Source organism: Aurantiacibacter flavus (assembly GCF_039710615.1).
GTDB lineage: Bacteria > Pseudomonadota > Alphaproteobacteria > Sphingomonadales > Sphingomonadaceae > Alteraurantiacibacter > Alteraurantiacibacter flavus.
In genome coordinates this window covers 91,771-113,462 of the sequence record NZ_JBDLBR010000005.1, presented here as the reverse complement: position 1 = coordinate 113,462, position 21,692 = coordinate 91,771, and the positions used below count along the sequence as shown (strand labels likewise).

21 protein-coding genes are annotated in these 21,692 nt (G+C 63.4%); 7 read left to right on the top strand and 14 right to left on the bottom strand.

What is annotated here, in order from left to right:
- The first annotated feature begins 32 nt into the window (after positions 1-32).
- The gene (locus ABDJ38_RS14185; RefSeq protein ID WP_346785783.1) at positions 33-410 is read left to right on the top strand and encodes a hypothetical protein; all 378 of its coding nucleotides are present in this window, start codon (positions 33-35) and stop codon (positions 408-410) included.
- 5 nt (positions 411-415) lie between these two features.
- The gene (locus ABDJ38_RS14180) at positions 416-607 is read left to right on the top strand and encodes a helix-turn-helix transcriptional regulator (protein WP_346785948.1); all 192 of its coding nucleotides are present in this window, start codon (positions 416-418) and stop codon (positions 605-607) included.
- On the opposite strand, the gene ABDJ38_RS14175 is transcribed toward ABDJ38_RS14180, so the two are convergent.
- From ABDJ38_RS14175 to ABDJ38_RS14165, 3 genes are read right to left on the bottom strand one after another with little or no spacing between them, the layout of a single operon-like run.
- Positions 604-1,797, bottom strand: coding sequence for an NHL repeat-containing protein (locus ABDJ38_RS14175; RefSeq protein WP_346785782.1), 1,194 nt, complete (start codon positions 1,795-1,797; stop codon positions 604-606). The two genes, ABDJ38_RS14180 and ABDJ38_RS14175, sit on opposite strands and share 4 nt — an antisense overlap.
- A 19-nt stretch (positions 1,798-1,816) precedes the next feature.
- Positions 1,817-2,944: a pyridoxal phosphate-dependent aminotransferase gene (locus ABDJ38_RS14170; protein WP_346785781.1), complete on the bottom strand. Its 1,128-nt coding sequence runs from the start codon at positions 2,942-2,944 to the stop codon at positions 1,817-1,819.
- 46 nt (positions 2,945-2,990) lie between these two features.
- Positions 2,991-3,809, bottom strand: coding sequence for a sulfite exporter TauE/SafE family protein (locus tag ABDJ38_RS14165; protein ID WP_346785780.1), 819 nt, complete (start codon positions 3,807-3,809; stop codon positions 2,991-2,993).
- A 267-nt stretch (positions 3,810-4,076) separates the two neighbouring features.
- Between ABDJ38_RS14165 and ABDJ38_RS14160 the strand changes: the two genes are divergently transcribed.
- From ABDJ38_RS14160 to ABDJ38_RS14145, 4 genes are all read left to right on the top strand, one after another.
- Positions 4,077-4,892 (top strand): class I mannose-6-phosphate isomerase, encoded by an 816-nt coding sequence (locus tag ABDJ38_RS14160; RefSeq protein WP_346785779.1) that lies wholly within the window; start codon positions 4,077-4,079, stop codon positions 4,890-4,892.
- Positions 4,893-4,927: 35 nt separating this feature from the next.
- Positions 4,928-6,187: an acyltransferase family protein gene (locus tag ABDJ38_RS14155; protein WP_346785778.1), complete on the top strand. Its 1,260-nt coding sequence runs from the start codon at positions 4,928-4,930 to the stop codon at positions 6,185-6,187.
- 89 nt (positions 6,188-6,276) lie between these two features.
- On the top strand, positions 6,277-6,720 hold the full coding sequence (locus ABDJ38_RS14150) for a MarR family winged helix-turn-helix transcriptional regulator (RefSeq protein ID WP_346785777.1): 444 nt from the start codon (positions 6,277-6,279) through the stop codon (positions 6,718-6,720).
- 118 nt (positions 6,721-6,838) lie between these two features.
- A complete protein-coding gene (locus ABDJ38_RS14145; RefSeq protein ID WP_346785776.1) occupies positions 6,839-8,770 on the top strand; it encodes a VOC family protein in 1,932 nt (643 codons plus the stop codon).
- 18 nt (positions 8,771-8,788) lie between these two features.
- Here the strand turns inward: ABDJ38_RS14145 and ABDJ38_RS14140 are convergent, their stop codons facing one another.
- Together ABDJ38_RS14140 and ABDJ38_RS14135 are read right to left on the bottom strand one after the other, a co-directional pair.
- Positions 8,789-9,322 (bottom strand): hypothetical protein, encoded by a 534-nt coding sequence (locus ABDJ38_RS14140; RefSeq protein ID WP_346785775.1) that lies wholly within the window; start codon positions 9,320-9,322, stop codon positions 8,789-8,791.
- 128 nt (positions 9,323-9,450) lie between these two features.
- The gene (locus ABDJ38_RS14135) at positions 9,451-12,771 is read right to left on the bottom strand and encodes a TonB-dependent receptor domain-containing protein (protein ID WP_346785774.1); all 3,321 of its coding nucleotides are present in this window, start codon (positions 12,769-12,771) and stop codon (positions 9,451-9,453) included.
- A 324-nt stretch (positions 12,772-13,095) separates the two neighbouring features.
- Between ABDJ38_RS14135 and ABDJ38_RS14130 the strand changes: the two genes are divergently transcribed.
- Positions 13,096-13,644, top strand: a complete 549-nt coding sequence (locus ABDJ38_RS14130; RefSeq protein WP_346785772.1) for a MarR family winged helix-turn-helix transcriptional regulator — start codon at positions 13,096-13,098, stop codon at positions 13,642-13,644.
- Here the strand turns inward: ABDJ38_RS14130 and ABDJ38_RS14125 are convergent.
- From ABDJ38_RS14125 to ABDJ38_RS14085, 9 genes are all read right to left on the bottom strand, one after another.
- Positions 13,641-15,224, bottom strand: a complete 1,584-nt coding sequence (locus ABDJ38_RS14125; RefSeq protein WP_346785771.1) for a GMC family oxidoreductase — start codon at positions 15,222-15,224, stop codon at positions 13,641-13,643. The genes ABDJ38_RS14130 and ABDJ38_RS14125 overlap by 4 nt on opposite strands.
- 78 nt (positions 15,225-15,302) lie before the next feature.
- Positions 15,303-15,611: a hypothetical protein gene (locus tag ABDJ38_RS14120; protein ID WP_346785770.1), complete on the bottom strand. Its 309-nt coding sequence runs from the start codon at positions 15,609-15,611 to the stop codon at positions 15,303-15,305.
- Entirely contained in the window at positions 15,608-16,048 is a 441-nt protein-coding gene (locus ABDJ38_RS14115; RefSeq protein WP_346785769.1) for a chemotaxis protein CheW, read from the bottom strand. Before ABDJ38_RS14115 ends, ABDJ38_RS14120 begins: the two co-directional genes overlap by 4 nt.
- Before the next feature lie 23 nt (positions 16,049-16,071).
- A complete protein-coding gene (locus tag ABDJ38_RS14110; protein WP_346785768.1) occupies positions 16,072-16,440 on the bottom strand; it encodes a response regulator in 369 nt (122 codons plus the stop codon).
- A 14-nt stretch (positions 16,441-16,454) separates the two neighbouring features.
- A complete protein-coding gene (locus tag ABDJ38_RS14105) occupies positions 16,455-17,012 on the bottom strand; it encodes a chemotaxis protein CheD (RefSeq protein ID WP_346785767.1) in 558 nt (185 codons plus the stop codon).
- Entirely contained in the window at positions 17,009-18,076 is a 1,068-nt protein-coding gene (locus ABDJ38_RS14100) for a protein-glutamate methylesterase/protein-glutamine glutaminase (RefSeq protein WP_346785766.1), read from the bottom strand. The genes ABDJ38_RS14105 and ABDJ38_RS14100 overlap by 4 nt, the downstream gene beginning before the upstream one ends.
- Positions 18,076-18,951 carry a CheR family methyltransferase gene (locus ABDJ38_RS14095; protein WP_346785765.1) on the bottom strand — a complete coding sequence of 292 codons (876 nt, stop codon included), beginning with the start codon at positions 18,949-18,951 and terminating at the stop codon, positions 18,076-18,078. The genes ABDJ38_RS14100 and ABDJ38_RS14095 overlap by 1 nt, the downstream gene beginning before the upstream one ends.
- A 2-nt stretch (positions 18,952-18,953) precedes the next feature.
- Positions 18,954-21,131, bottom strand: coding sequence for a chemotaxis protein CheA (locus ABDJ38_RS14090; protein WP_346785764.1), 2,178 nt, complete (start codon positions 21,129-21,131; stop codon positions 18,954-18,956).
- Positions 21,128-21,391 (bottom strand): hypothetical protein, encoded by a 264-nt coding sequence (locus ABDJ38_RS14085; protein ID WP_346785763.1) that lies wholly within the window; start codon positions 21,389-21,391, stop codon positions 21,128-21,130. Before ABDJ38_RS14085 ends, ABDJ38_RS14090 begins: the two co-directional genes overlap by 4 nt.
- Between the last annotated feature and the right edge of the window lie 301 nt (positions 21,392-21,692).

Here is a 21,692-nt window from a genome sequence, read left to right as displayed (position 1 = left end):
GTAAAGCAACATTGACATTTTAGGAGGCTGAAATGCGAGTGCCCACATACATGAAGCGCTATCTCTCGCGCATTATCCTGTTCATGTCCGGCTATTGCGTGGTGCTGGTCGGTGGCATCGTGTTGCGTGATGGCGGCGCCGGTCCGGAAGTGCGCGTTGCCATGGCACTGCTTAGCGCAGGCATGATCTGCGGGGTGTTCTGGACCATCTTCCGTCTGCTGGCCGAATGCGATGACGAGTATCAGCGTATGCTGTGGGTCAAGCAGGTGCTGCTCGCCACCGCCGCTACCCTCGCGATCAGCACGTGCTGGCAATTCCTGGCTGTGTTTGAAGTGTTGGCCGAAGGTCCTCGCTGGTTCGGAGTCATGTGGCTGGCGATGTTCGGCTTTGCGTCTCCAGTAGTGCGGTGACGGGCGTGAACAACCGGCTCCGCGCGCTGCGCGCCGAAAGAAAGTGGAGCCAGCAAACGCTCGCCGACGCTCTGGGCGTCTCCCGCCAAAGCGTAAACGCGATCGAGACCGGCAAATACGATCCCTCGCTGCCGCTCGCATTCCGCATCGCGGATGTCTTCGCGCTGCCGATTGAGCAGATATTCCTGCGCGATTAATCCATAAAGCCGGTCATCACGAACTTCTGCACGCGGCGGCCGGTGTTGACCTCGCTGGTGTAGATATTGCCCTCGCTGTCGACATCGAGCGAGTGCAGCCAGATGAACTCGCCGGGATAGCGCCCGTTCTTGCCGAAGCTGCCGAGCACCTCGTGCGTTTCGCGCAGCAGGATCCACACGCGCCCGTTCATCATGTCGGCAACGTAGACATATTTGCCATCGGGGCTGAAGCCGACATCGGTGGCGGTGCGCGTACCGCCGGTTTCGCCAGCGATCACGAGGTTCTGCACGAAGTCGACACCATCGGCCGTTTCGCGGAAAATCTGCACGCGGTTGTTGCGCCGGTCGCAGACGTAGATCGTCGCGTCCGGCCCTCGCACCACGCAGTGGACAATATCGCCGAAGTTCTCACCCTCCGTCTGCGGGCCGCCGTCACCGGTGCTGGTGGCCTGGCTCTGGTCGAAGTCGCCCTCGCGCACTGGCGCCATCGGCGGCTCGCCCCAAGCACCGAAAACATGCTCAAAGGCGAAGGCGCCCTCGCCGCCGTCGAGGAATTCGACCACCCGCTTGTTGGCATAGCCATCGGCGAGCAGCACCGAACCTTCCACAGAGCTGATATCGGCAGGCAGGCCGAGCAGGCTTTCGGAGAAGTTGCCGTCGGTCTGTTCGCGCAGGCCGATCTGGCCGAGGTAGTCTCCCTCTGGCGAGAACTTGAGCGCGGCATGATCGCCCGCACCGTTGCCGCCGATCCACACGTTGCCATCGTCGTCGACGAACAGGCCGTGCGTGTTGGCCGGCCACTGATTGACCCCGTCGATGGTGGGCGCGCTCTCCGGCCCGCCCCATTCGGCGACTATGCGCCCCTCGGTATCGAGCCGCAGCACTGGCGATGGCGTACGACAACAGGCCACTGCCTGCCCGCTATCGAGCCCGAGGTCGGTCGCCCCCAGCGAATGCGGGCGCTGCGTGAGCCAGATGTGGCCGTCCGGCGCCACCGCGAGGCCCGAGACCTGGCCGAGCATCTGGTCTTCGGGCAGTCGCGGCCATGTGACATCGGCCTTGAACACGGGGACAGGATGCGCCCCGCTAACCCGTGAGCTGGTGACATCGACCAGCGTTTCGGCTGCCGCCGGGGTTGCCAACGAGGCTGCGGCCCCGGCGCAAAGCAGGATCGTTAATCGACGCATCATGTGTCTCCCATTTCATGCCTCAGGCGAGGCTGTCGATCACCTCCGGCAATGCCGCCCCATAGCGTTGCACATCGGGCAGCAGCCCGGTGCTTACGCGCGAATATTGCGTCCACTCGCCATAGGCACCGCGGATGAGGATACCGCGTTCGGCCATGGCTGCACGCACCTTTTCCGCATCGGGCACTTCGACGAAGACGAAGTTGGTCTGGCTTGGCAAGGCCGTCAACCCTGCCTTGGCGACCGCATCGAGGATCATTTCGCGGCCTTCGAGGATCATCGCCTTGCTGCGTTCGAGGAAGCCGAAGTCGTCATAGCTGGCGATGGCGGCGGCGAGACCCGAAACATTGCCGCCGAAACTCATCAGGTAACCCGAGATGCGTTCGGCATTGGCTTCGCTGGTGATCGCATAGCCCACGCGCATGCCGGCCATGCCGTAGATTTTCGAGAAGGTGCGGCAGACGATCACGTCATGCCCTTCGCGCACAAGGTCGATCACCGAGTTACCTTCGGGATCGTCGGTCAGTTCGTTGTAGGCCTCGTCGATCAGCAGCGTGGCGTGCGGCGTAACCTGAGCCGCCAGCGCGCGCAGTTCGGGCTGGGGCACCACCATGCCGGTGGGGTTGTTGGGGTTACAGATCTGCACCAGCGACACATCGTCGCCAAAGGCTGCCGCGATCCCGGCCACGTCGACCTGCATGTCGGGCGTCAGCGCGATGCGGGTGGCCGTAGCGCCTTTCTTCTCGCCATATTTCACCGTCGTATCCCAGAACAGGCCGGGACAGACGATCTTGCCTGTGCTGCCCCAGGCGAGCGCGATCGCGCAGAGCAGCTCGGTCGAGCCGCTGCCCATCACCACCTGCTTCGGGTTCACGCCATGGCGTTCGGCGATCATGTCGGTGATGTAGGAGACACCCCCGTCGGCGTAGTAGCAGCCCTTCACCGATGTGTCGGTGATCGCCGCCAAGGCGCTCGGCGCCGGTCCATAGGGGTTTTCGTTGCGCGCCAGCAGCGCGGTATCGGGCTTGGGTCCAAAGTGGCTGACCACCCCGGCTGCGCTCATCGGTAGAACGGCCTGAGCCGGCGCTGCCCCGGCGAGCCCCGTCAGCGCGGCCGATCCGGCCAGAAATCCTCGGCGTGATGCGTGCATGGTATGTCTCCTGTTAGCGCGTTTACTCCTTGCCTCCTGCGGACACTCAGGCGTGTGTTATCATCGTTACGCCCACGAAAATCAGGTAGATGCCGAAGACCCGCCGCAGCAGCCCCTCGCTCAGCTTGTGCGCCATGGCCACGCCCAGCGGCGCGCACAGCACCGATGTGAGAATAACCACCCCGGCCGCCGCCCAGTTTACGTAGCCGACCGAGCCCCAGGGCAGCCCTGCCTCGCCCCAGCCGATAATCATGAAGCCAATCGTGCCGGGAATGGCGATGATCGCGCCCATGCCCGACGCGGTGCCGATGGCGCGGTGAATGCCGTTACCGCACACGCTCATCACCACGGTGGTAATCGTGCCCCCGCCGATCCCGAGCAGCGCCGAGACCAGCCCCAGCGAGCCGGCCAGACCAGCCCGCGCTGCGCCCTGCGGCATGGCCAGCACCATCGCGCTGGCGCGGATTTTTGGCGCGAGGAAGTAGATTGCGAAGGCAAACACCCCGATGGCGAAGATCAACGCCAGCGTCTCGGACGTAACACGCCCGGCGATCAAAGCGCCCAGAGCTGTCCCGCCGACCACCCATGGCGCCCAGGTCTTGAGCACATCGACATCGACCGCCCCGCGCGCAGCATGGCTTTTGACTGCCCGCAGTGATGTGAAGATAATGGTCGCCAGCGAAGTGCCCACGGCAACATGTGTCAGTTGGTCGGGCTGTGCCCCCAGCAGCGGCAGAATCAGCACCAATGCCGGAACCACCACGAACCCGCCGCCAATTCCGAACAGCCCCCCGGCAAAGCCCGCCCCGGCTCCGGCCCCGAGCAAAGCGAGGAGCGGCAGAAGAAGGTCGGCTGAGAAGGTCACGAAGGCCTCTATAGCATTTTCGCCAACAGAGCAGAGGAAAAAGTGAATTATTCAAACGAAACCACTACAGTTTGCCGTATATTCCCTTCCTCTCTACATATGGCGTCAAATTTCACTGCCAGCAGCGGTCGAAGCAGCAACTGGACTTGCGATTTCAAACCTTGCTTGTGACCAGACCATTGCATCGCTCCCGCTTTCTCGCGCATAGCGCGAGCGCAGCGGGCCAGCTGATCCGGTGCGCCCCGGCAGGGCAATCGAAGGAGAAAGATGCCGATGATCCTTGAAACCCGCACGGTCGAAAAGGTCTGGGGCCGCGATCGCCTGCCCGCGCCGTTCTCAACGCCAGACGGGCAGCGGATCGGCGAGGTCTGGTTCGAGCCGCCCGCCGCGCTCGACGGGTTGCTGGTCAAATACATCTTCACCTCCGAGAAGCTCTCGGTGCAGTGCCATCCGTCCGACGAACAAACGCGCGCGATGGGACTCGGCCAGCGGGGCAAGGAAGAGTGCTGGCTGGTCGTCGATGCTGAGCCAGAGGCCGCACTCGGGATCGGATTCGACTCACCGCTCGACCACGATGCCTTACGCGAGGCAGCTGAGGACGGGAGCATCGAGGAACTGCTGACCTGGCATCAGGTAAAGGCGGGTGACTTCTTCTATATCCCCGCCAACACCGTCCACGTGATCGGGCCGGGCTGCACAATCATCGAGATCCAGCAAAATTCGGACATCACCTATCGCCTCTACGACTATGGCCGTCCACGCGAGCTGCATCGTGAAGAGGCCGCCCGGATCGCGCTCGGCGAACGTTACGACCTTGCCGCGAACAGCACATATGTAGGACACGAATCAGACATAAACCTCGTAGACGGTCCGTTCTTCCGGCTCGACCAGCTCGCAGGTGGGCCCGATGCGGCCATTTCGGCGCGCTATCGCGGGCCGCTATTGGTGATACCGCGCGAAGGCTCGGTCATCGTCGAGGGCGAGACCGTCAGCCCCGGTCAATGTGCGCTGGCGATGGAAATAGACGCGGTGCAGTTCGCCGAGACCGGCACCTGCCTGATCGCGCAGCCGATGTCGGATTGAAGCTGCGGCGCAATCAGGATTGCTGAGACGGACCGATGCCAGCGCCGACTGCCCCCTCCTCTCCACCGTCGCGAGAACGTTTTCACGCGCTCGATGGCGCGCGGGCGATCATGCTGCTCCTCGGCATCCCGTTCCACACCGCCGCGATGTATACGCTGAAGGGTGGCTGGCTCGTCGACGCGCATCAGCCATCCTTCCTCGCCAGCCTGATTTCCGCCCTCGTGCACGGATTCCGGATGCCGGGCTTCTTTATTCTGGCGGGGTTTTTCGCCGCCATGTTGCTGGCTCGACGCTCACCCTGGCAATGGCTATCCAGCCGGGTCAAGCGCCTGCTCATACCCTTCGCCACATCGCTGCTACTGCTCGGCGGTTGGGAAGTCTACTGGATGGGCGTGAGCGCAGGCCTGGAACCTGCAGCGGCCGCAGGCTGGACGCTGGAACGGTTTCCGGGGCGCTGGGTCAACCATCGCTGGTTCCTGATCGTACTGTTCGTCTACTGTGCCTTCATCGCTGCACTCCATGCGACACCCCTGGTAAGACGGTGCTTGCAGGCGGCCTGGCGGCGGCTTGGCTTCGCCCGGCTGCTTGTGTTGCTGATCGCCTTCCCGATTGCCGCGCAGTTTCTTACTGCCGAACTCAATACGCTCATGCCGCGCGGGGAGACCCGGGTGAACCTGCAACGAACCTTGATGTTTGCTCCTTATTTCCTCATCGGCGCGCTTGCCTTTGGCGACAGCCGACTGGCGCAGATCGTTTTCCGTCCCGGCCTCGCCATCAGGATCGCCGGTGCCTTGCTGCTGCTGACATATTGCGTTCTGACGCTGGCCTTTGGCGATTTCCTCACCATCACCGGCTTTCCGCGCGCGCTCACCCGCCCGCTTGCCTTCTCGGTCACGGCGCTGTCCGGCGTGTTCGTCTCGGCGCTGTTTTACTACTATGTCGGCAAGGTATTCGCGACGGGGCGCGCAACGGTGCGCTATTTCGTCGCCGCCTCGCTGGTGATCTACCTGTTTCACGAGGTATTCCTGCTGCCGCTCGGCGTAGCCTTTCGCGGCGTTGACTGGCCTGCCGAGATCGAAATGCTGGCGATCGCCGGTGCCACGTTGGCGGGGACGGTGCTAACGTTCGAGGCGATCCGGCGCTCGGTCTGGCTCAGTTTCCTGTTCAACGGCGGTCCCGCCAGCCCGGCCCAGCCACCAGCCTTCGTGTTTTCTCGCAGGTTCCGTCGGTCGCTCGAAAGCGAAATTTTCGACGATCGGAGAAGTCCGACCGCTTCCCCGCCCTCGGCGGCCTGAGACTGCTTAGCTCGCAGTATTGTTAATTTCACTTGTTGCAAATTGCATTTTCCCGTGGAACGGTCGCGGCGAAGGTAAAGCTAATTGGAGTGGGTGATCTGGACTGGGGTCTTCTCTCGAACTCGGTCGGGCCGCGAGTCCGGCTGCTACGCAACAATCTGAACGCGCGGTCGATCGCCGCATCGGACCCCTTCGGCCTGCCGACGGGATCGCTCACGCTCATGTCGCTCATCGCCCAGAACCCTGGCAGTTCGCAGAAAGAGCTGGCCGACAAAGCGGGCATTACCGGCCCTGGCCTGGTCAGCCTTGTCGACGAGTTGGAAAAGCGAGAGCTGGTAAGGCGTGATCGTTCGACCACCGACCGCCGCCGCAATATGCTGGTGCTGACCGAGAAGGGCGAAGAGACCGTCGCGGAGATGTTCAAGGTCGTATCGCAGATCGAAGCGCCGATCCGCGAAGAACTGAGCCCGCAAGAGCTGGAACAACTGATCAGCCTGATCGACCGCGTGCTCAAGGCGCTCGGCGAAGGCTGAAATTTCGGGCGACCCGCCCTCGATAATTCGTTTGTTTAAATAATCATTCGTGTGCTAACAAACTCGATGGCGCCAGCGAGGGCTATTCCGTCTGCCGCCCGTCATCGAGGAAGGACCATTGCACAGATTGATCCTGGCCAGCGCCGCCGCCTTGCTTGCTTCGAGCGCACTGGCCCAGAACCAGACCGTCACCACGCCCGAAGGCGCGCAACTGCAGGTCGCACAAGACCTGCGGTATGCGCCGGGTGCGCTGACCGAGGCGCAGTTGCGGGCTTCCACGCGCGACCTGTTCGTGCAGGATTCCATGAACGTGTTCCGCCGCTTCGCGCGCCACAAGACCGCCGACATGGTCAAGTTCTACACCGAGGCTCTGGCGGTGCGGTCGCTCCAGCCGATCCAGCTCACCGCAAACCAGCAGATGATCCTCACCGGCGTGGGCAGCGGCCAGATCAAGTTGGCGGCAGGCGAACAGGGCGGGCAAAGCTACGACCTGTCGGGTGGAGTTACCGGCGGTACCGGCATCCGCTTCTTCACCCTCACCTACCCGGATGCTGACACCGTGCGCAGCCGCTTCGAAGCGGCTGGTTTCGCCCTGCCTGTCTTCGTCGATCAGGGTGACGGAACTGAGGCCGCGCTGGCCACCGATCCGGGCGGGTTCCCGATCGAAATCGTGATCCGGCCAGGGGCCAAGGATAATGCCAATGACGGGGTCGGCGTGGGTATCGCCGTCTCCAACCTGGAGGAAAGCCGCGCCTTCTATCGCGAGTTCGTCGGGCTCGATGAACTGCCGCCGGTCGAGGACGCGCTGCTCGGCCTGACCATGTATCCCTACCGCCACGGCGAAACCACGCTTTATCTCTATGAGGTCGGGCCGGGGCTCCCCGCCAACACCGGCAGCGCGGGCATCCAGTATGTGGTTAGCGATGCGCCCTTCGTCGATGCCAAGGCTGCACACCGGGGAATCGAGGTGCTGAACCCGCTCAATCGGCTGCGCGGGTTCGATCTCGTCACCGTCTGGCTCTATGATCCCGATCATGTGACCAACTATTTCGCGCAGGTCGGCCCCTCAAGCCGTACCGCACAAGCGCGAGAGGAGGCTTCGCTAACCCAGCTTCCGCCGATCCCGCGCGACTTTCAGCCGATGCAGACCAGTTGGGGCGAGCCCGACTTTCGCGGCGGCTGGCCGATCGACCACCTCAACGGTACGCCCTACGAGCGGCCTGAAGAACAGGGCAACCGCGTGTTCCTCACCGAGGAGGAATATCGGGCCAAGGTCGACCAGCTCCAGACCTTGCGCGACCGGTATGAGGCCGAAGACGAAGGTGGCACCATGGGCCAGGGCCACTGGACCGAGATGGGCGATGCCAACCGTCGTACCTCGTTCCTGACCGTGCCCGCAAACGGCCGCGTCCCGGCCAAGACCGAGGTGGGCCAGCGCAATGCCGATGCCATGCGTTCGAGCTGGCGCACCGGACAGAGCTTCCGTAGCTGGACCGACTTCGACAGCTGGGACCGCTGCATCACGCGCGGTCTGCCGACCTCGATGTTCCCCGGCATGTACAACAACGGGATTCGCATCTTCCAGTCGCCCGGCATGGTCGCGATGCAGCTCGAAATGATCCACGAGGTGCGCCTGATCCCCACCGACGGCCGCGATCCCATTCCGGCGCAGATCGGCAACTGGATGGGCGAAAGCCGGGGGCACTGGGAAGGCGGCAATCGGCTGGTGATCGAGACCACCAACTTCCGCCCCGGCCCCTCGGCCACCAGCATCGTGACCCGCGGCTCGCCCCGCTTCAACGACAGCCCGATCAGCACCGAGGCGCGGCTGGTCGAGACGCTCACAATGACCGACGAGAATTCAATCGTCTACGAAATGCTGTTCACCGATCCGGTCAACTACACCGCTCCGTGGGGAGCGCGGACCGACTGGGTGCGCGACGACGACTACGAGCAGTTCGAATATGCCTGCCATGAAGGAAATGTGCAGATCCGCAACTACATCACCGCCGATCTGGCGGCGCGTGAAAGGGGCGAAGAGAGCGAATGAGCGCGAGGGTGCGCGGCCCTAGCGGACGCGCATCACCCGCACCGCGCGCTGGCCATCGGCATAGAGGCGATAGCTGCCCAGAGCACCGCGCTCGATCCGCACCTCGGAGCGCGCGCCGGGCGGAAAGTAGGACAGCCCCATGCTCTCCGAAAAGCGCCACTTGCTGTTGTCGTCGAGCGTCAGCAGATAGAGCCCCGGCTCGATCTCGTCCGCGCGGCGGACGCGCCGCACGATCTCGTCGTCACCCCGGCTTTCCCGCGCCGCCTGCCGGACTTCGGGCAGGTTTTCCGCGCCGAAGTCGCTGGCGACAGCGGCTGCGGGCGCGGGAGCCGGAACCGGCGCCGGGCGCGGCGCCGACCTTGCAGCGGGAGCCGTGCGCGCCGCAATGTTGTTGTCATAGCAAGTGACGCGCGCGGCCACGTCCTCGATCTGCGAGCAGGCCCGCATGATGATGACGATCGCGCGATAGTCCTCGTCCTGCGCCCGCGCTGGCGAGCCTGCCGCAGCCATCACCGCGACCATTGCCGCCGCTGCCTCCAGTGTTTTCATCATGTCTATCCTTCCTGGCGCCAGCCCCGCAGGGCAAAGAAGTTGGCGGCGGAGGCCAGGGAGGATTCTCCGCCGCCGATCTGGCCGAAAAGGGCGGACCGGGCCGCCACAACCCGGTCCGCCGCCTCCGCTCAGAAGTTGACGTTCACCCCGACATAGTAGCGCCGTCCGAGCACGTCGTACTGGCTGGCGGCATAAGGGTTGGCGGCACGGCCGAAGCGCGGCGTGCCATCGCCCACCACGTCGTCGAGATAGTAGCCGACATAGGGAGGGCTCTTGTCGAACAGGTTGTCGATGCCGCCGCGCAGGGTGACATTGTCGAGCACGTCGAGCCGGGCATTGAGGTTGAACAGGTCGTAAGCCGGAGCCCCCGCCACCGTGGTATTGGAGTCGGTAGCAGATTGCGCCGCGTCGACCGCAGGTTTGTGTTGCCACTGCAGCCCGATCGAGCCGACCCCGAAGTTATAGCTGGCGCGGGTGAACAGCTTCCAGCGATAGGAGCCCGAATTGGTGCCCACCTGCCCGCCGCCAAGCGTGCCAGCATAGTCGATCAGGGGCAGCACCTCCTGATCGGTGGTGGTCGCGAACTTGTCGAGATAGTTGAAGTTCACGTTTAGCGCGAAACTGCCCGGGATGCCGATATCGACATCGGCAAAGCGCAGGGCCCAGTCCAGCTGCACATCGACACCCGCCGTCTCGACCGCGCCGAGGTTGGCGTAGTTGATGGTCACCACCTGTACGCTGCCATCGACCTGATCTCGCTCGATCCGCTGGCAAGCGTCATTGAACGAGAAGTTGGGGTTGAATTCGGTAGTGAAGCACTGGCGGAACACCGAATCGATGCCCTGCTGCGAAATGCCGTCGACAAGGCTGATATTGTAGTAGTCGACCGCGAGCCGCAGGCCCGCGAGCCACGGGTTGTCGGTCGGCGCCTCGAACACGGCGCCGATGGTGTAGGTCGTGGCCGTTTCCTCCTGCAGTCCGTTGGCCCCCGCGAGCAACGAAGTGAACAGCTGGCTGCCAAGCGGATATTCCGCATCGGGCCGGGCCGGATCGTAGTAGGTAGCTGCGCCATCGGTGCCCATCAGCTGCTCGCACAGCGAGCGCACCTGCGAGGCCGTGCCATTGGTGTTGAGGGCGGGATTGGCTGAATAGTTGCCCACGATGGCAGGGCTGGTGTTGTTGGTGATCGAACACGGATCGCCATCGGACGCATTGGCCAGCGTATTGGTGCGCGCAGTGAACAGCTCGCCCAGGTTCGGCGCGCGGCTGGCCCGCTGATAGCCGCCCCGGAAGCGCAGGAAGTCGACCGGCGCCCATTCGCCATTGATCTTGTAGGTGCTGATCCCGCCCACCGAATCGTAGTCCGAGTAGCGATAGCCGAGATCGAGGTTCAACTCCTCGAAGAACGGCACGCTCGAAAGGATCGGCACGAACAGCTCGCCGTAAATCTCACGCACGGCGGTGGAGCCCGAACTGCTGGCCTGCGGGAAGGTGGTCGAGGTCTCGTAGAACGACGAGCCTTCGAAGGCCGAACTGTCGGAGGTGAACTCGATGCTGTTCTTACGATAGGTCGCGCCGACCGCGAACCGGAGCTGTCCGCCCGGCAGCTCGAACAGCCCGCCTTGCAGGTTCGCTTCCACCAGATCCTGCCCGATCCGGTTCTCGAACTGGGTGTCGGTGCTGGTGGCCGCGTCGCAATCGGAGCTGAAGGCCGAGTTGGTGATGTAGGGACTGAGGCCCGTCTCACAGGCTGCGGTCGAACCATAGCGCGCGCCGTTGTTGCCCAGCGCAAAGAAGTTCAGGCCATAGTTGGGCGAGGTGAGGACGGTGCGGAAACGTTCGAGCGAGACCAGCCCGACGAGGTTCGTCTTGGCCACGGTTTCGCCATGTGATCCAATGACATCCCAGGTCCAGTCAGTACCGGGAACCTCGCCCTCAAAGCCGAGCTGGATCTGGAACGTGTTGTTGAAGGCATTGACCCCACGCCGCCCGAAGCTGTCGAGCGAATAGTTGGCGATCCACGGCGCATTGGGATCGTCGCGGCTGTCAAGCAGCGCAGCGACATTGGCCGGAACCGGAAAAACCTCCTTGTTGGTGCAACCGCCCACCGGGCCGCAGTTCAGGCCATAGCGGCCACCCGCCATGAAGTCGGGATTGGTGTTCCCGTTGGGTAGCACCGACGAAATCTTGAAGTTGGCCGTATCGGGCGCATGGGGCGAACCGGTGTAGATTTCATCGTCATATGGAATCTGCGTGCCGGTCGAACCCAGCAGCACGGTGTTGAAAGAAACCGAGCGGGTCTCGGTCCGCGCGAAGTAGGCCTGACTGGTGAAGTTGATCCAGTCGCTGATCTCGTAATCGCCTTGCGCAAAGAACGAATAGCGTTCCTGCGGTGAAGAGAGGATGCGGTCAGGGTTGTTCTGTTCCAGCAGTCCGGTGTCGAGCAACTTCTGGCCGTTGGGATCGAAGGTGCCCTGATAGTTAAGTAACAACGGATAGTAGGTGCCGCCCTGCGTGGTCGAGGTGTTCACCCACAGCGAGCCATCATCGTTGAAATAGAGCGGGCTGTTGGTGCCGATGTTTACTCCGGCGGGCAGACCGGCGAAATAGGAATTGAGCAGCGCCTGGTCGAACCCGTTCGACGAACTGTTCGAAGTGATGTAGTTTTCGGAGAGGAAGAACTCCTCGCCGCGCACGGTCGGATCGGCGCGCGCGGTATTGTAGGAGTCGCGTTCCTGACGCAGCAACTGCTCGCGCTTGTAGTACTCCGCGCCCAGCATCACCGAGCCGCGACCGCCATCAAGCGCGGCTCCGACCAGCGTCGAGATGCGATATTCTTCGCCCCCACCCTGCGGCGAGAACGACACCTGCGCATCCATATCGATCCCGGTAAAGTCTTCCTTGAGGATGAAGTTCACCACACCGCCGACCGCGTCCGCGCCATAGGTCGAAGAGGCACCGCCAGTGATGACTTCCACCCGGCTGATCGCCGCCGAGGGGATCGAATTGATGTCGATCACGCCCGTCCCGTTGATCGGCGTGGCCCGGCGTCCGTTCAGCATCACAAGGTTCCGGTTGGCGCCAAGCTGGCGCAGACTGACTGTCGAAATGCCTGGCGTATCGTTAGCGTTGGGCTGGATGCCGGCGGTGTCGAACTGGGTCAGCGCCGGACTGAACTGCGGCAGCTTGTTGAGGTTTGCCTCCAGATTCACCGCAGAACTTTGCTCGATAACGTCGGCATCGACCGAAACGATCGGGCTGGTCGCGGTGTAGTCGGGCCGGGCGATGCGCGAGCCCGTTACCACGATGCGCGACGGTTCGCTGGCGGGTTCGCCCTGCTCCTCGTCCGCATCGTTCGACTGGCCCATGGCCGGTGCCGAAAGCATGGCGATTCCTGCGGTGCTCGCGAGCATGACCTGCCGCAAGCGCTCCATGTTCATCTTCCTCATGTGCTCTCCCCCAATGATCCCGGTCCTTGCGCCGGTGCTGTTCATTGTTTGTCAGCCTCCACCTGCGTGAAATGCGCCGTTCAGGCGGGAGACCGCCTAATTGATGAGAATCAATTAGTATGCAAACCATATATCTAAATATAACTGTGTCAAATAATGATTAGTCTGCAAATCAGTTATCGGGTGATATTTCTTTGCCCGCAGGCACATGCTCTTGCGGGCAAACCGGCGGCACGGTAAGCGCAGGGTTCCGGCGGCCATTGGCGAACCATGCGCCGTGCTTGTGCCCCAAGCCTACGTTGCCGGTCAGTTCGAGGAATCCCAGTGCCCCACCGCAAAGCCAGCACGTCGTTCGAAGTCTACAAGCAGGGTGGTACTACCCGCGAAATCCGCATGCTGGTCGACATGGTTCTGCTGGTGCGCGGCTTCCGCAGCAAGGTCGACGAGGAGCTGCGCAAGATCGGGCAGAGCGCCGCGCGGATGGAGACGCTCGCCGCGATCCTCAACATGCAGGGCGACAAGTCGCAAAGCGACGTTGCCCGCCGGCTGCGGATCGAAGGGGCCACTGTCACCCGGATGATCGACATCCTGAGCAAGGAAGGCCTGGTCGAGCGCGCACCTGACCCGCGCGATCGCCGGGTCAACCTGCTATCGCTGACCCCGGCGGGCGTGGACACGGTGGAGCGTATCTTCACCATCTACGACCGCGTGCGCGGGCATCTGCTCGAAGGCATGTCCGCCGAACAGATCGACGAGATGACCGCCTTGATCGAGACCATGATCGGCCGCCTCGACCTGCCCTATGGCGACGAAGTGGAGATCGAACCGATGCCGCAGCTCGACCGCAAGGCCGCGCGCGGCGAATCTGGTTAACCGGCAATCAGCTCGGCGGCCTTCTCCGCGATCACCACGGCGGGAGCATGGGTATTTCCGCGCACGATGGTGGGCATGATCGAGGCATCCGCCACGCGCAGGCCAGTCACACCCTTCACCCGCAGTTCGCTATCGACCACCGTGCCCATGGCGCAGGTGCCGACAGGGTGGCCAGCGCTGATCAGCGACGACTTGATCCAGCCTTCGATCGCTTCGTCGCTTTCGGCATCCGGGCCAGGCGCCAGCTCGAACGCAGTGACCTTGCGCGCCGCCTCGGTCGCGAAGAAGCGCCTAATGAAGCGGAAGCCGCGTAACAGCCGTTCGCGGTCGCCTTTTGCGGTCATGAAGTTGAACTGGACTTTGGGCAGCGCTGCCGGATCGCCGCTTGCCAACGTGACTTCGCCCCGGCTCTCGGGGTTGAGCAGGATCGCTCCGCAGCTGAACATCGGCGTCGGCGGCTGGCGCCACAGCGGAAACCACGGCCGCGCGTCATAGCCCGAATGGACAATCTGGAACTGGATATCGGGCCGCGCCTGATCTTCGCCCGAACGTACGAACCCCTGCACCGACATCGGGCTCTGGCTGAGCTGGCCGGAACCGCCGAGTTCCCACTTGAGGTAGTTAAGCACCAGCCGGTCGAGCCGGATCTGGCGGTTGAAGTCGATATCGACGGAAGCCTTGTAGAGCGCCATCGCAATTGGATGGTCCTGCAGGTTCCGGCCCACCTCCGGAAGATCGCACGCCACGGCAATGCCCTGCGCCTGCAAGGCGGCAGCGGGTCCGATTCCGGAGAGCATGAGCAACTGCGGACTGCCGAAAGCGCCCGCGCTAAGGATCACCTCGCGCCGCGCGCCGATGCGGACGACCTCGCCTCCGCGCGTCACCTCCAACCCGGTTACGCGGCCTTCCTCGATCACCACACGGCGGGCCGGACAGCCAGAAATTATGCTGAGGTTCGCTCGCCCGGCGACCGGGTCGATAAAGGCGCGCACCGTGCTGTCGCGGCGACCCTTGCGGATCGTGCAGTCGGGCATGCCGAAGCCCTCGGGCGCGGGCACGTTGAAATCGGGGCACTCGGCCAGCCCGAGCTCGCGCGCCGCCCCTAGGAAGGCCGGAGTCAGCGTGGGATCGGGCCGCATCGGCGAGATCGCCATCTCGCCCTCGTCCCCGTGTATCTCGCTTTCTCCACGCCAGCTCGCTTCGGAGCGCCGGAACAGCGGCAGAAGCTCGTCATAGCCCCAGCCGGGATTGCCCGCGTCACGCCACTGGTTGTAGTCGGCGGCGGCGCCGCGAATATACATGGTGCCATTTATCGAGGAGCAGCCACCCATCACCCGGCCACGCGGAATCGGCTGAGTGCGGCCATCGAGGCCAGGATCTGGCTCGGCCTCGAACCCCCAGCCAAAGCGAGGGTCGGCCGCCGCCTGCATCCAGGTGAGCGGGCTTTCGATCAGCAGGTCGCGCGTGTCGTCACCCGCCTCGATCAGCGCCACCCGGCAGGCCGGATCGGCGCTCAGCCGATTGGCCAGCACGCAGCCAGCACTGCCTGCGCCCACGATAATGTAATCGAACTGTTCCACGTTTCCTGCCGCCTGGTCAGCCTCTCAGGCGGGCAGGACTAGCGCATTGTAACGCGCGTGAGAATGGGGCGTTTGGTGTCAGGCGTCGAACGACACCATGTCGCCGCTGCTGCTCGGCGCTACGATGTCATGAAGACGATGGCGCAGCGCCTCGAGCCGGACATCGCCCAGCGCGGCGGTCGGATTGTCCGAACCGACCAGCATTCCGAGCTGACGCGCGGTCTGGGCGATGAGGTCGATACCCTGCAACTTGTCGAAATGCCGCCCGATGACATCGGGATCGGCACAGAGGTTCTCCCCGAGGCACTCAACCTCGCCCGCCAGTTCTTCAAGTATCTCAGCCACCCCGCCAAGCAAGCGCAAGGAGGCTTCCGAGGTTTTGGTCATGCTGCCAGTTCCAGCCGCTCGTCGGCCATCAGGCTCTTGAGGTCGAGCACCATGACCATGTCTTCGCCCATCGGCGCGAGGCCGGCGATGAAGCTGGTGATCCCATCATTCGCCGCCGCTTCGGGCTGCTGGATGGTATCGGTGTCTATCGAGACGATGTCGTTCACCGCGTGGACGATCAGCCCGCGCGACTGCCCTTCGTGCTCGATCACGATGATCGGGTTGCGCGGGGTCGCATCGGTGGTTTCCCAGCCCAGACGGACCGACAGGTCGAGCACCGGCAGCACCGCGCCGCGAAGGTTCACAACACCGGAGACATAGCGCGGCACCCCCGGCAGAACGGTCACGGGCGACCATGCCCGGATCTCGCGGATCGACATGATGTCGATACCGAACAGCTGACCCGAAATCTCGAAGGTGATCATTTCAGCAAGCATGGTGCTTCCCTTTCCTAATTCACTCAGTGCGCCACGCGGCGCACCGCGGTAGCAAGCTTTTCCGCATCGAACGGTTTGACGATCCAGCCCGTTGCCCCGGCATCGCGGGCACGGCGCTTCTTCTCGTCCGAACTCTCGGTCGTCAGGACCAGGATCGGACGATCAGCATGCCTGGCCGTATCACGCAGTTGTTCGATCAGGCCGAACCCGTCGAGGCGCGGCATGTTGATATCGGTAATGACGACATCGACCTCGTTGGTCGCCAGCCATTCGAAAGCCTGCTGGCCATCTTCGGCTTGCTCCACCTCGAAGCCTTGCGTGGTCAGCGCGTGCAGTAACAGCGCGCGCATACTTGCGCTGTCGTCTACGGTCAGGATGCGTGTTGTTTTCATGTCTTCCCTCGACTCTAGAATAGTTCAACATCACCACTGGCCGATTGCGGTCGGACTAGCGGTTTATCCATAGGCACAGATTCAGTCGGAGCGGTCCGGCACCGGACCATTCCGCTCGCAGGCATAAAGTGGACGCGGCGCGCCGCGCGCCCGCCAAGATCCTCAAACCCGACAGGAATACCCTCGTTTTCCAGGAACTTACGGGCAAATTCGGCATTAGCCGTGCCAATCGGGCGCATGGCCGGGTTGAGGTTCGCCCCCCCATAGACCCGCGCCTTTAGCCGCGACTTGATTGCGCCAAGGCCGAGCATTTTGTTTATGAGCAGCTCCATGAGGAACAGGCCGTAGTGCTCGTCGAAACTTTCGCGCGACCTGTTGCTCGGCGGTTCGGCCAGCAGAAAGTGATTCATTCCCCCGATCCGCGCGAGCGGGTCGAACAGGCAGGTCGCCACGCAGCTACCCAGTACGGTGGACATCTCCACTTTGGGATCGGCGCTGGCATGGGCCTCGCCCTGCATGACGGTCAGGCGATCGAGCCCCGCACCGCCGATATTGGCTGACATGTCACTCATGACGCCACCGCCTCTCGCGCAACTTCGCTATGCGCGAAGATGTTGCCCGCGATCCGTTCAAGCGGCACAATCTTGCGCGCCGCCCCCATCTCCACGGCTGCGCGCGGCATCCCGTAAACGACGCAGCTATCGGCATCCTGCGCAATCGTATGTGCGCCTTTCTGCTGCATCTTCAGCAGGCCACGGGCCCCGTCCTGGCCCATGCCGGTAAGCAGAGCGCCAACGGCCTCTGCGCCGAAGACCTCGGCAACCGAGCCGAACAAAACATCGACGCTGGGCTTGTGGCCCGACACTTCGGGCCCTTGTCGCAGCACCACCCGATGGCCGAGCGTCCCGGCAGTCGCTACCAGCATATGGCGATCGCCGCCGGGAGCGAGATAAACCGTGCCCTGTTCCAACGGCATGTCGCTTTCGGCGAGCACCACGCGCGCCGGGCACGAGGAATCGAGCGAATGCGCGATCGCTGGGGCAAAGCGGGCATTGACGTGCTGCACGATCACGGTCGGCGGGCAGGAACGCGGGAATTGCGCCAGCAGCTTGCACAAGGCCTCCACCCCGCCGGTAGAGGCGCCGAGCGCAACCAGCCGCGCCGGTTCGCGGCGTGCGGCAGGCTGCGGGTTGGCATTGGCAGCCGGCGTGGACGGCGCAATCGATGCGGTCTTGCCGAACGACACCTGGGCCGCCTCGCGCACCAGCGCGGCAAGCGCGCCGCCGTCGTCGCCCGGGCCGCCGCTGTGGTGCTCGCTCTTGGCATAACAGCTGATCGCTCCGAGCTGCAAAGCACGCACGGTGTTGCGATCGCCTTCGCGCGTGGTGCCCGAAACGATGATGACCGGGGTCGGCCGCAGCTGCATGATCTTCTGCAGGAATGACAGGCCATCCATCCCCGGCATCTCGATATCGAGCGTCACCACATCGGGATTGAGCGCCTTGATCAGGCTGCGCGCTTCCTGCGCATCGCAGGCAAGGCCGACCACCTCGATGTCGTCCTCGCGCCCTAACCGCGCCTGCAGCAACTTACGCATCAGCGCGGAATCATCGACGATCAGAACCCTGATAGCCATCAAGCCCTCCTACGGTAGACGGTGGGTCCGACAAGTTCGAGCAGCTCTTCCGCCCGGCCCGAAACACGTTCGGAATGACCGATGTAGAGGTAGCCGCCGGGCTTGAGCTGCTTGGCAAAGCGCCAGACCAGCTTCTCTTTCGTCGGGGTATCAAAATAGATCATCACGTTGCGGCAGAAGATCACGTCGAACTCGCCCTTGATGGGCCATGGCCCAAGCAGGTTGAGCTGGCGAAACCGCACGAGGCTACGTGGTTCCGGGCCGATCCTGACCTTGCCGCCCTCGGTGGCGGTCCAGGCCTTGCGCAGGGCTTCCGGAACCGCTTCGAGCGCATCGGCCTCGTAGGTTGCGGCCATTCCGGCATTGACCGCGTGGCTGGCCAGATCGCTCGCCAACGCAAGGATATCCTGCTTGGCGATCCGTTTGCCTTCTTGCTGCGAGGTGCCCAGCAGCACCATCATCAGCGTCCAGATTTCCTCACCGCTCGAACAGCCTGCCGACCAGATCCGCACTGGCTGGCCCTGATTCGCGCGGTGCAGCAGCTCTGGCCGCAAGGTCTGGGTGAAGTGATCGAAATGGTGCGATTCGCGGTTGAAATAGGTGTGGTTGGTGGTCAGCGCCTCGATCATCCGGGTCAACAGCGCCGCATCATTCTCCACTTGGTCGAGAAAATCGCTGAAGCTCTGGCTGTTGGTCACGCGCAGCAGCGGTGCCAACCGGGAATAGACCAGCATCCGTTTCTTGTCCGAAAGCACGATTCCCGCTTGTTCATGTACCTTGGCCGAGATCCGCTGGAAATCGGCCAGCCCGTATACCTGCGGGCTGATGCCCGGAACCAGGGCCTCGCCGGTGTGGAGAGCAGCTGCAGCACCCATGATCAGGCCGCCTCTGCCGGAGCCTGGGGACGGTTCGCCATGTCAAGGACCAACCGGTCGACATCGACGATAAGCGCCACCCGGCCGTTACCGAGAATGGTGGCGCCCGCCACGCCGTCGACGGAACGATAGTGCGTGTCGAGGCTCTTGATGACGAACTGGCGCTGATCGATGATCGCATCGACTAGTAGCGCAGCCTGTCCGCAACGCTCCGTCTCGACGACCACCAGGACACCATTTTCCATGTTGGTTTCGGCATTGGTCTCGGCGCGCGGTCCACCGGTGAGCTGGCGCAAGGGCACGATAGGCAGGAACTGCCCGCGCACATTGAGCATCCGTATTTTGCGGCCCAAGCCCTTGATCTCAGTTTCCGCCGGGCTGAGGCTTTCGACCACGTGCGTGAGCGGGATCACCAGTGACTGATCGCCGACCTGCACGATCATGCCGTCGGAAATGGCCAGCGTCAGCGGCAGGGCGAGGACGAAGTCGGTGCCCTGTCCGGGCCGCGATTCGATCGTGATACGGCCGCCCAGTTCCTTCACATTCTGGCGCACCACGTCCATGCCGACGCCGCGCCCCGAGATGCTGGAGACCTGCGCCGCGGTGGAGAAACCTGGAGCGAAGATGAGGTTGTCGATTTCCTCATCGCTGAGGTTGTGCATCTCGGAATCGACGATGCCCTTCTCGATCGCCTTGGCCAGCACCTTCTCGCGGTTGATGCCGCCACCGTCGTCGCCGATGCGGATCACGATGCGCCCGGCCTTCTGCTCGGCCGAGAGCGTCAGCGTGCCTTCCGGGTCCTTACCCACGGCCTGACGGTCCTCCGCCGATTCGATGCCGTGGTCGACCGCGTTGCGGATGAGGTGCGTGAGCGGCTCGCTCAGCCGCTCGATCACGGTCTTGTCGAGTTCGGTTGTCTCACCCGCAACCACCAGCTTCACATGCTTGCCAGTGGAGCTGGCCAGCTCGCGTAGCAGGCGTGGCACACGGCTGAACACCGAGCTGATCGGCTGGGCGCGGAAGGCCATGGCGCGTTCCTGAATGTCGCGCACAAGGCCTTCGAGCATGGCCAGTTCCTCGAAGTGAGCGAGCCCTTCATTGCTGAGACGCTGCGCAAGCATGGCCTGCGCAATCACCAGTTCGCCCACGCCGTCGATCAGCTGGTCGAGCTTGCCGAGATCGATGCGAATCGACTGGCTGGCTTGCGCCGCAGGGGGCGGTGTCTGAGCCGGAGCGGCAGTAGCCTCGGGTTTGGCAGCAGCAACGGCAGTAGCGACTGGCGGAGCCTTCGCTTCCAGCGCGGTAACCTTGCGCTCACGCGCGGGCGGGGTAAGCGCCTCGTCCCCATAGAGGACAAGGCATTGCTCGCCTACAAAATCGAAAATGTCGGCAACCTTGTCGCGCTCGACAGAGGCAGGCATGGCGAAGGTCCAGGCCAGATAGCCTTCCTTCGGATCCATCTCGTCGATCTGCGGCAGAATCGATTCATCGCACTTGACGCATGCACCGCCCAGCTCAACCAGTTCGCGCAGCCACAACAGCGGTTCCGAGCCGTTCTCCATCGCGCCCGCCTGCGGACAGACGTAAAGCGCCCAGTCTTCATCCCCGTCCTCTTCAGCCGACGCGCTCTCGTCGGCAGTCTCTTCTGCCGGGATTTCGGCAGCAGGCGCAGGATAGGAGCCGAGCAGGTCGTCGAGCAGGGCGTCGAGATCGTCCGTGTCCGCCGATGCCGACGCTGCGGCAGGTTCTGGAGCGGCCGGTTCGGGCGCAGCCGCTTCGGTAGCCGCCCCGCCATCCTTGCCAACGTTCTCGCGTGCCTCGGTGAGCCGCACCTTGATCGCTTCATCGTCGGGCGCAGGCGTGCCAGCGCGCACCGATTCGACATGATCGCGCAGGCAATCGAGCGCCAGCAGCAGCATGTCCACCAGGTCGCTCGTTACCGGCACCGTGCCTTCGCGCACATCGCCGAGCAGGTTTTCGAACACGTGCGTGTAAGAGGCAAGCGCTTCGTAGCCGAAGGCCCCGGCCCCGCCCTTGATCGAATGAACCGCGCGGAAAATCGCATTGATCGTCTCGCCGTCCTGGGTGCCGGCCTTGCACGCGTCGAGACCGGCCTCGGCGGCCTGAAGCGATTCCTCGCACTCGTCGAAGAAGATGGCCTGAATGTCGATGCCGTTCATGCGGCGGCTCCGGTGTTGAAGGTTTCAGTAAGGCCCGATACCGCCAGCGAACGGTCGAATTCGGACGACCGCTCGGTAAGGACGATACCTGGCTCGTTGCGATGCGCTGCCAGCAGCACCTGCAGCATCGCCATGCTCATGCGTTCGACCTTGCCAGCATGGACCTGCAAGGCCTCGCTGCCGGTGGTATCGGCCAGATCGCCTTTCAGCGCGAGAGCGGCGGCGCGATCGCACAGCCGCGGCAATTCGATGACAGCCACTAGCTAATCTCCTGTCTATCAATACTGGCAATTGGGGCCGGCAACGCCCGTCGGCGCGCGGCGCGCGCGACGGTTTTCCAGCGGCCAAGAGGTCTGCGCGGGGCTCATGAAACAACCAGCCATGACAACCTGAGCTGCCATGCTTCCTTGGGTATTCAACATGGTACGCGCTCTCCCCCAGTTGCTGGAAGTTCCTGATCCGATTGGAAAGCACTACCTCCAAGGCGCTTATCCCTTCGATCCAGCGTCCTATGGGCGAACACTTAGTTGACGCTTGGGCTTTGTTCGCTCGCTTGCAGTT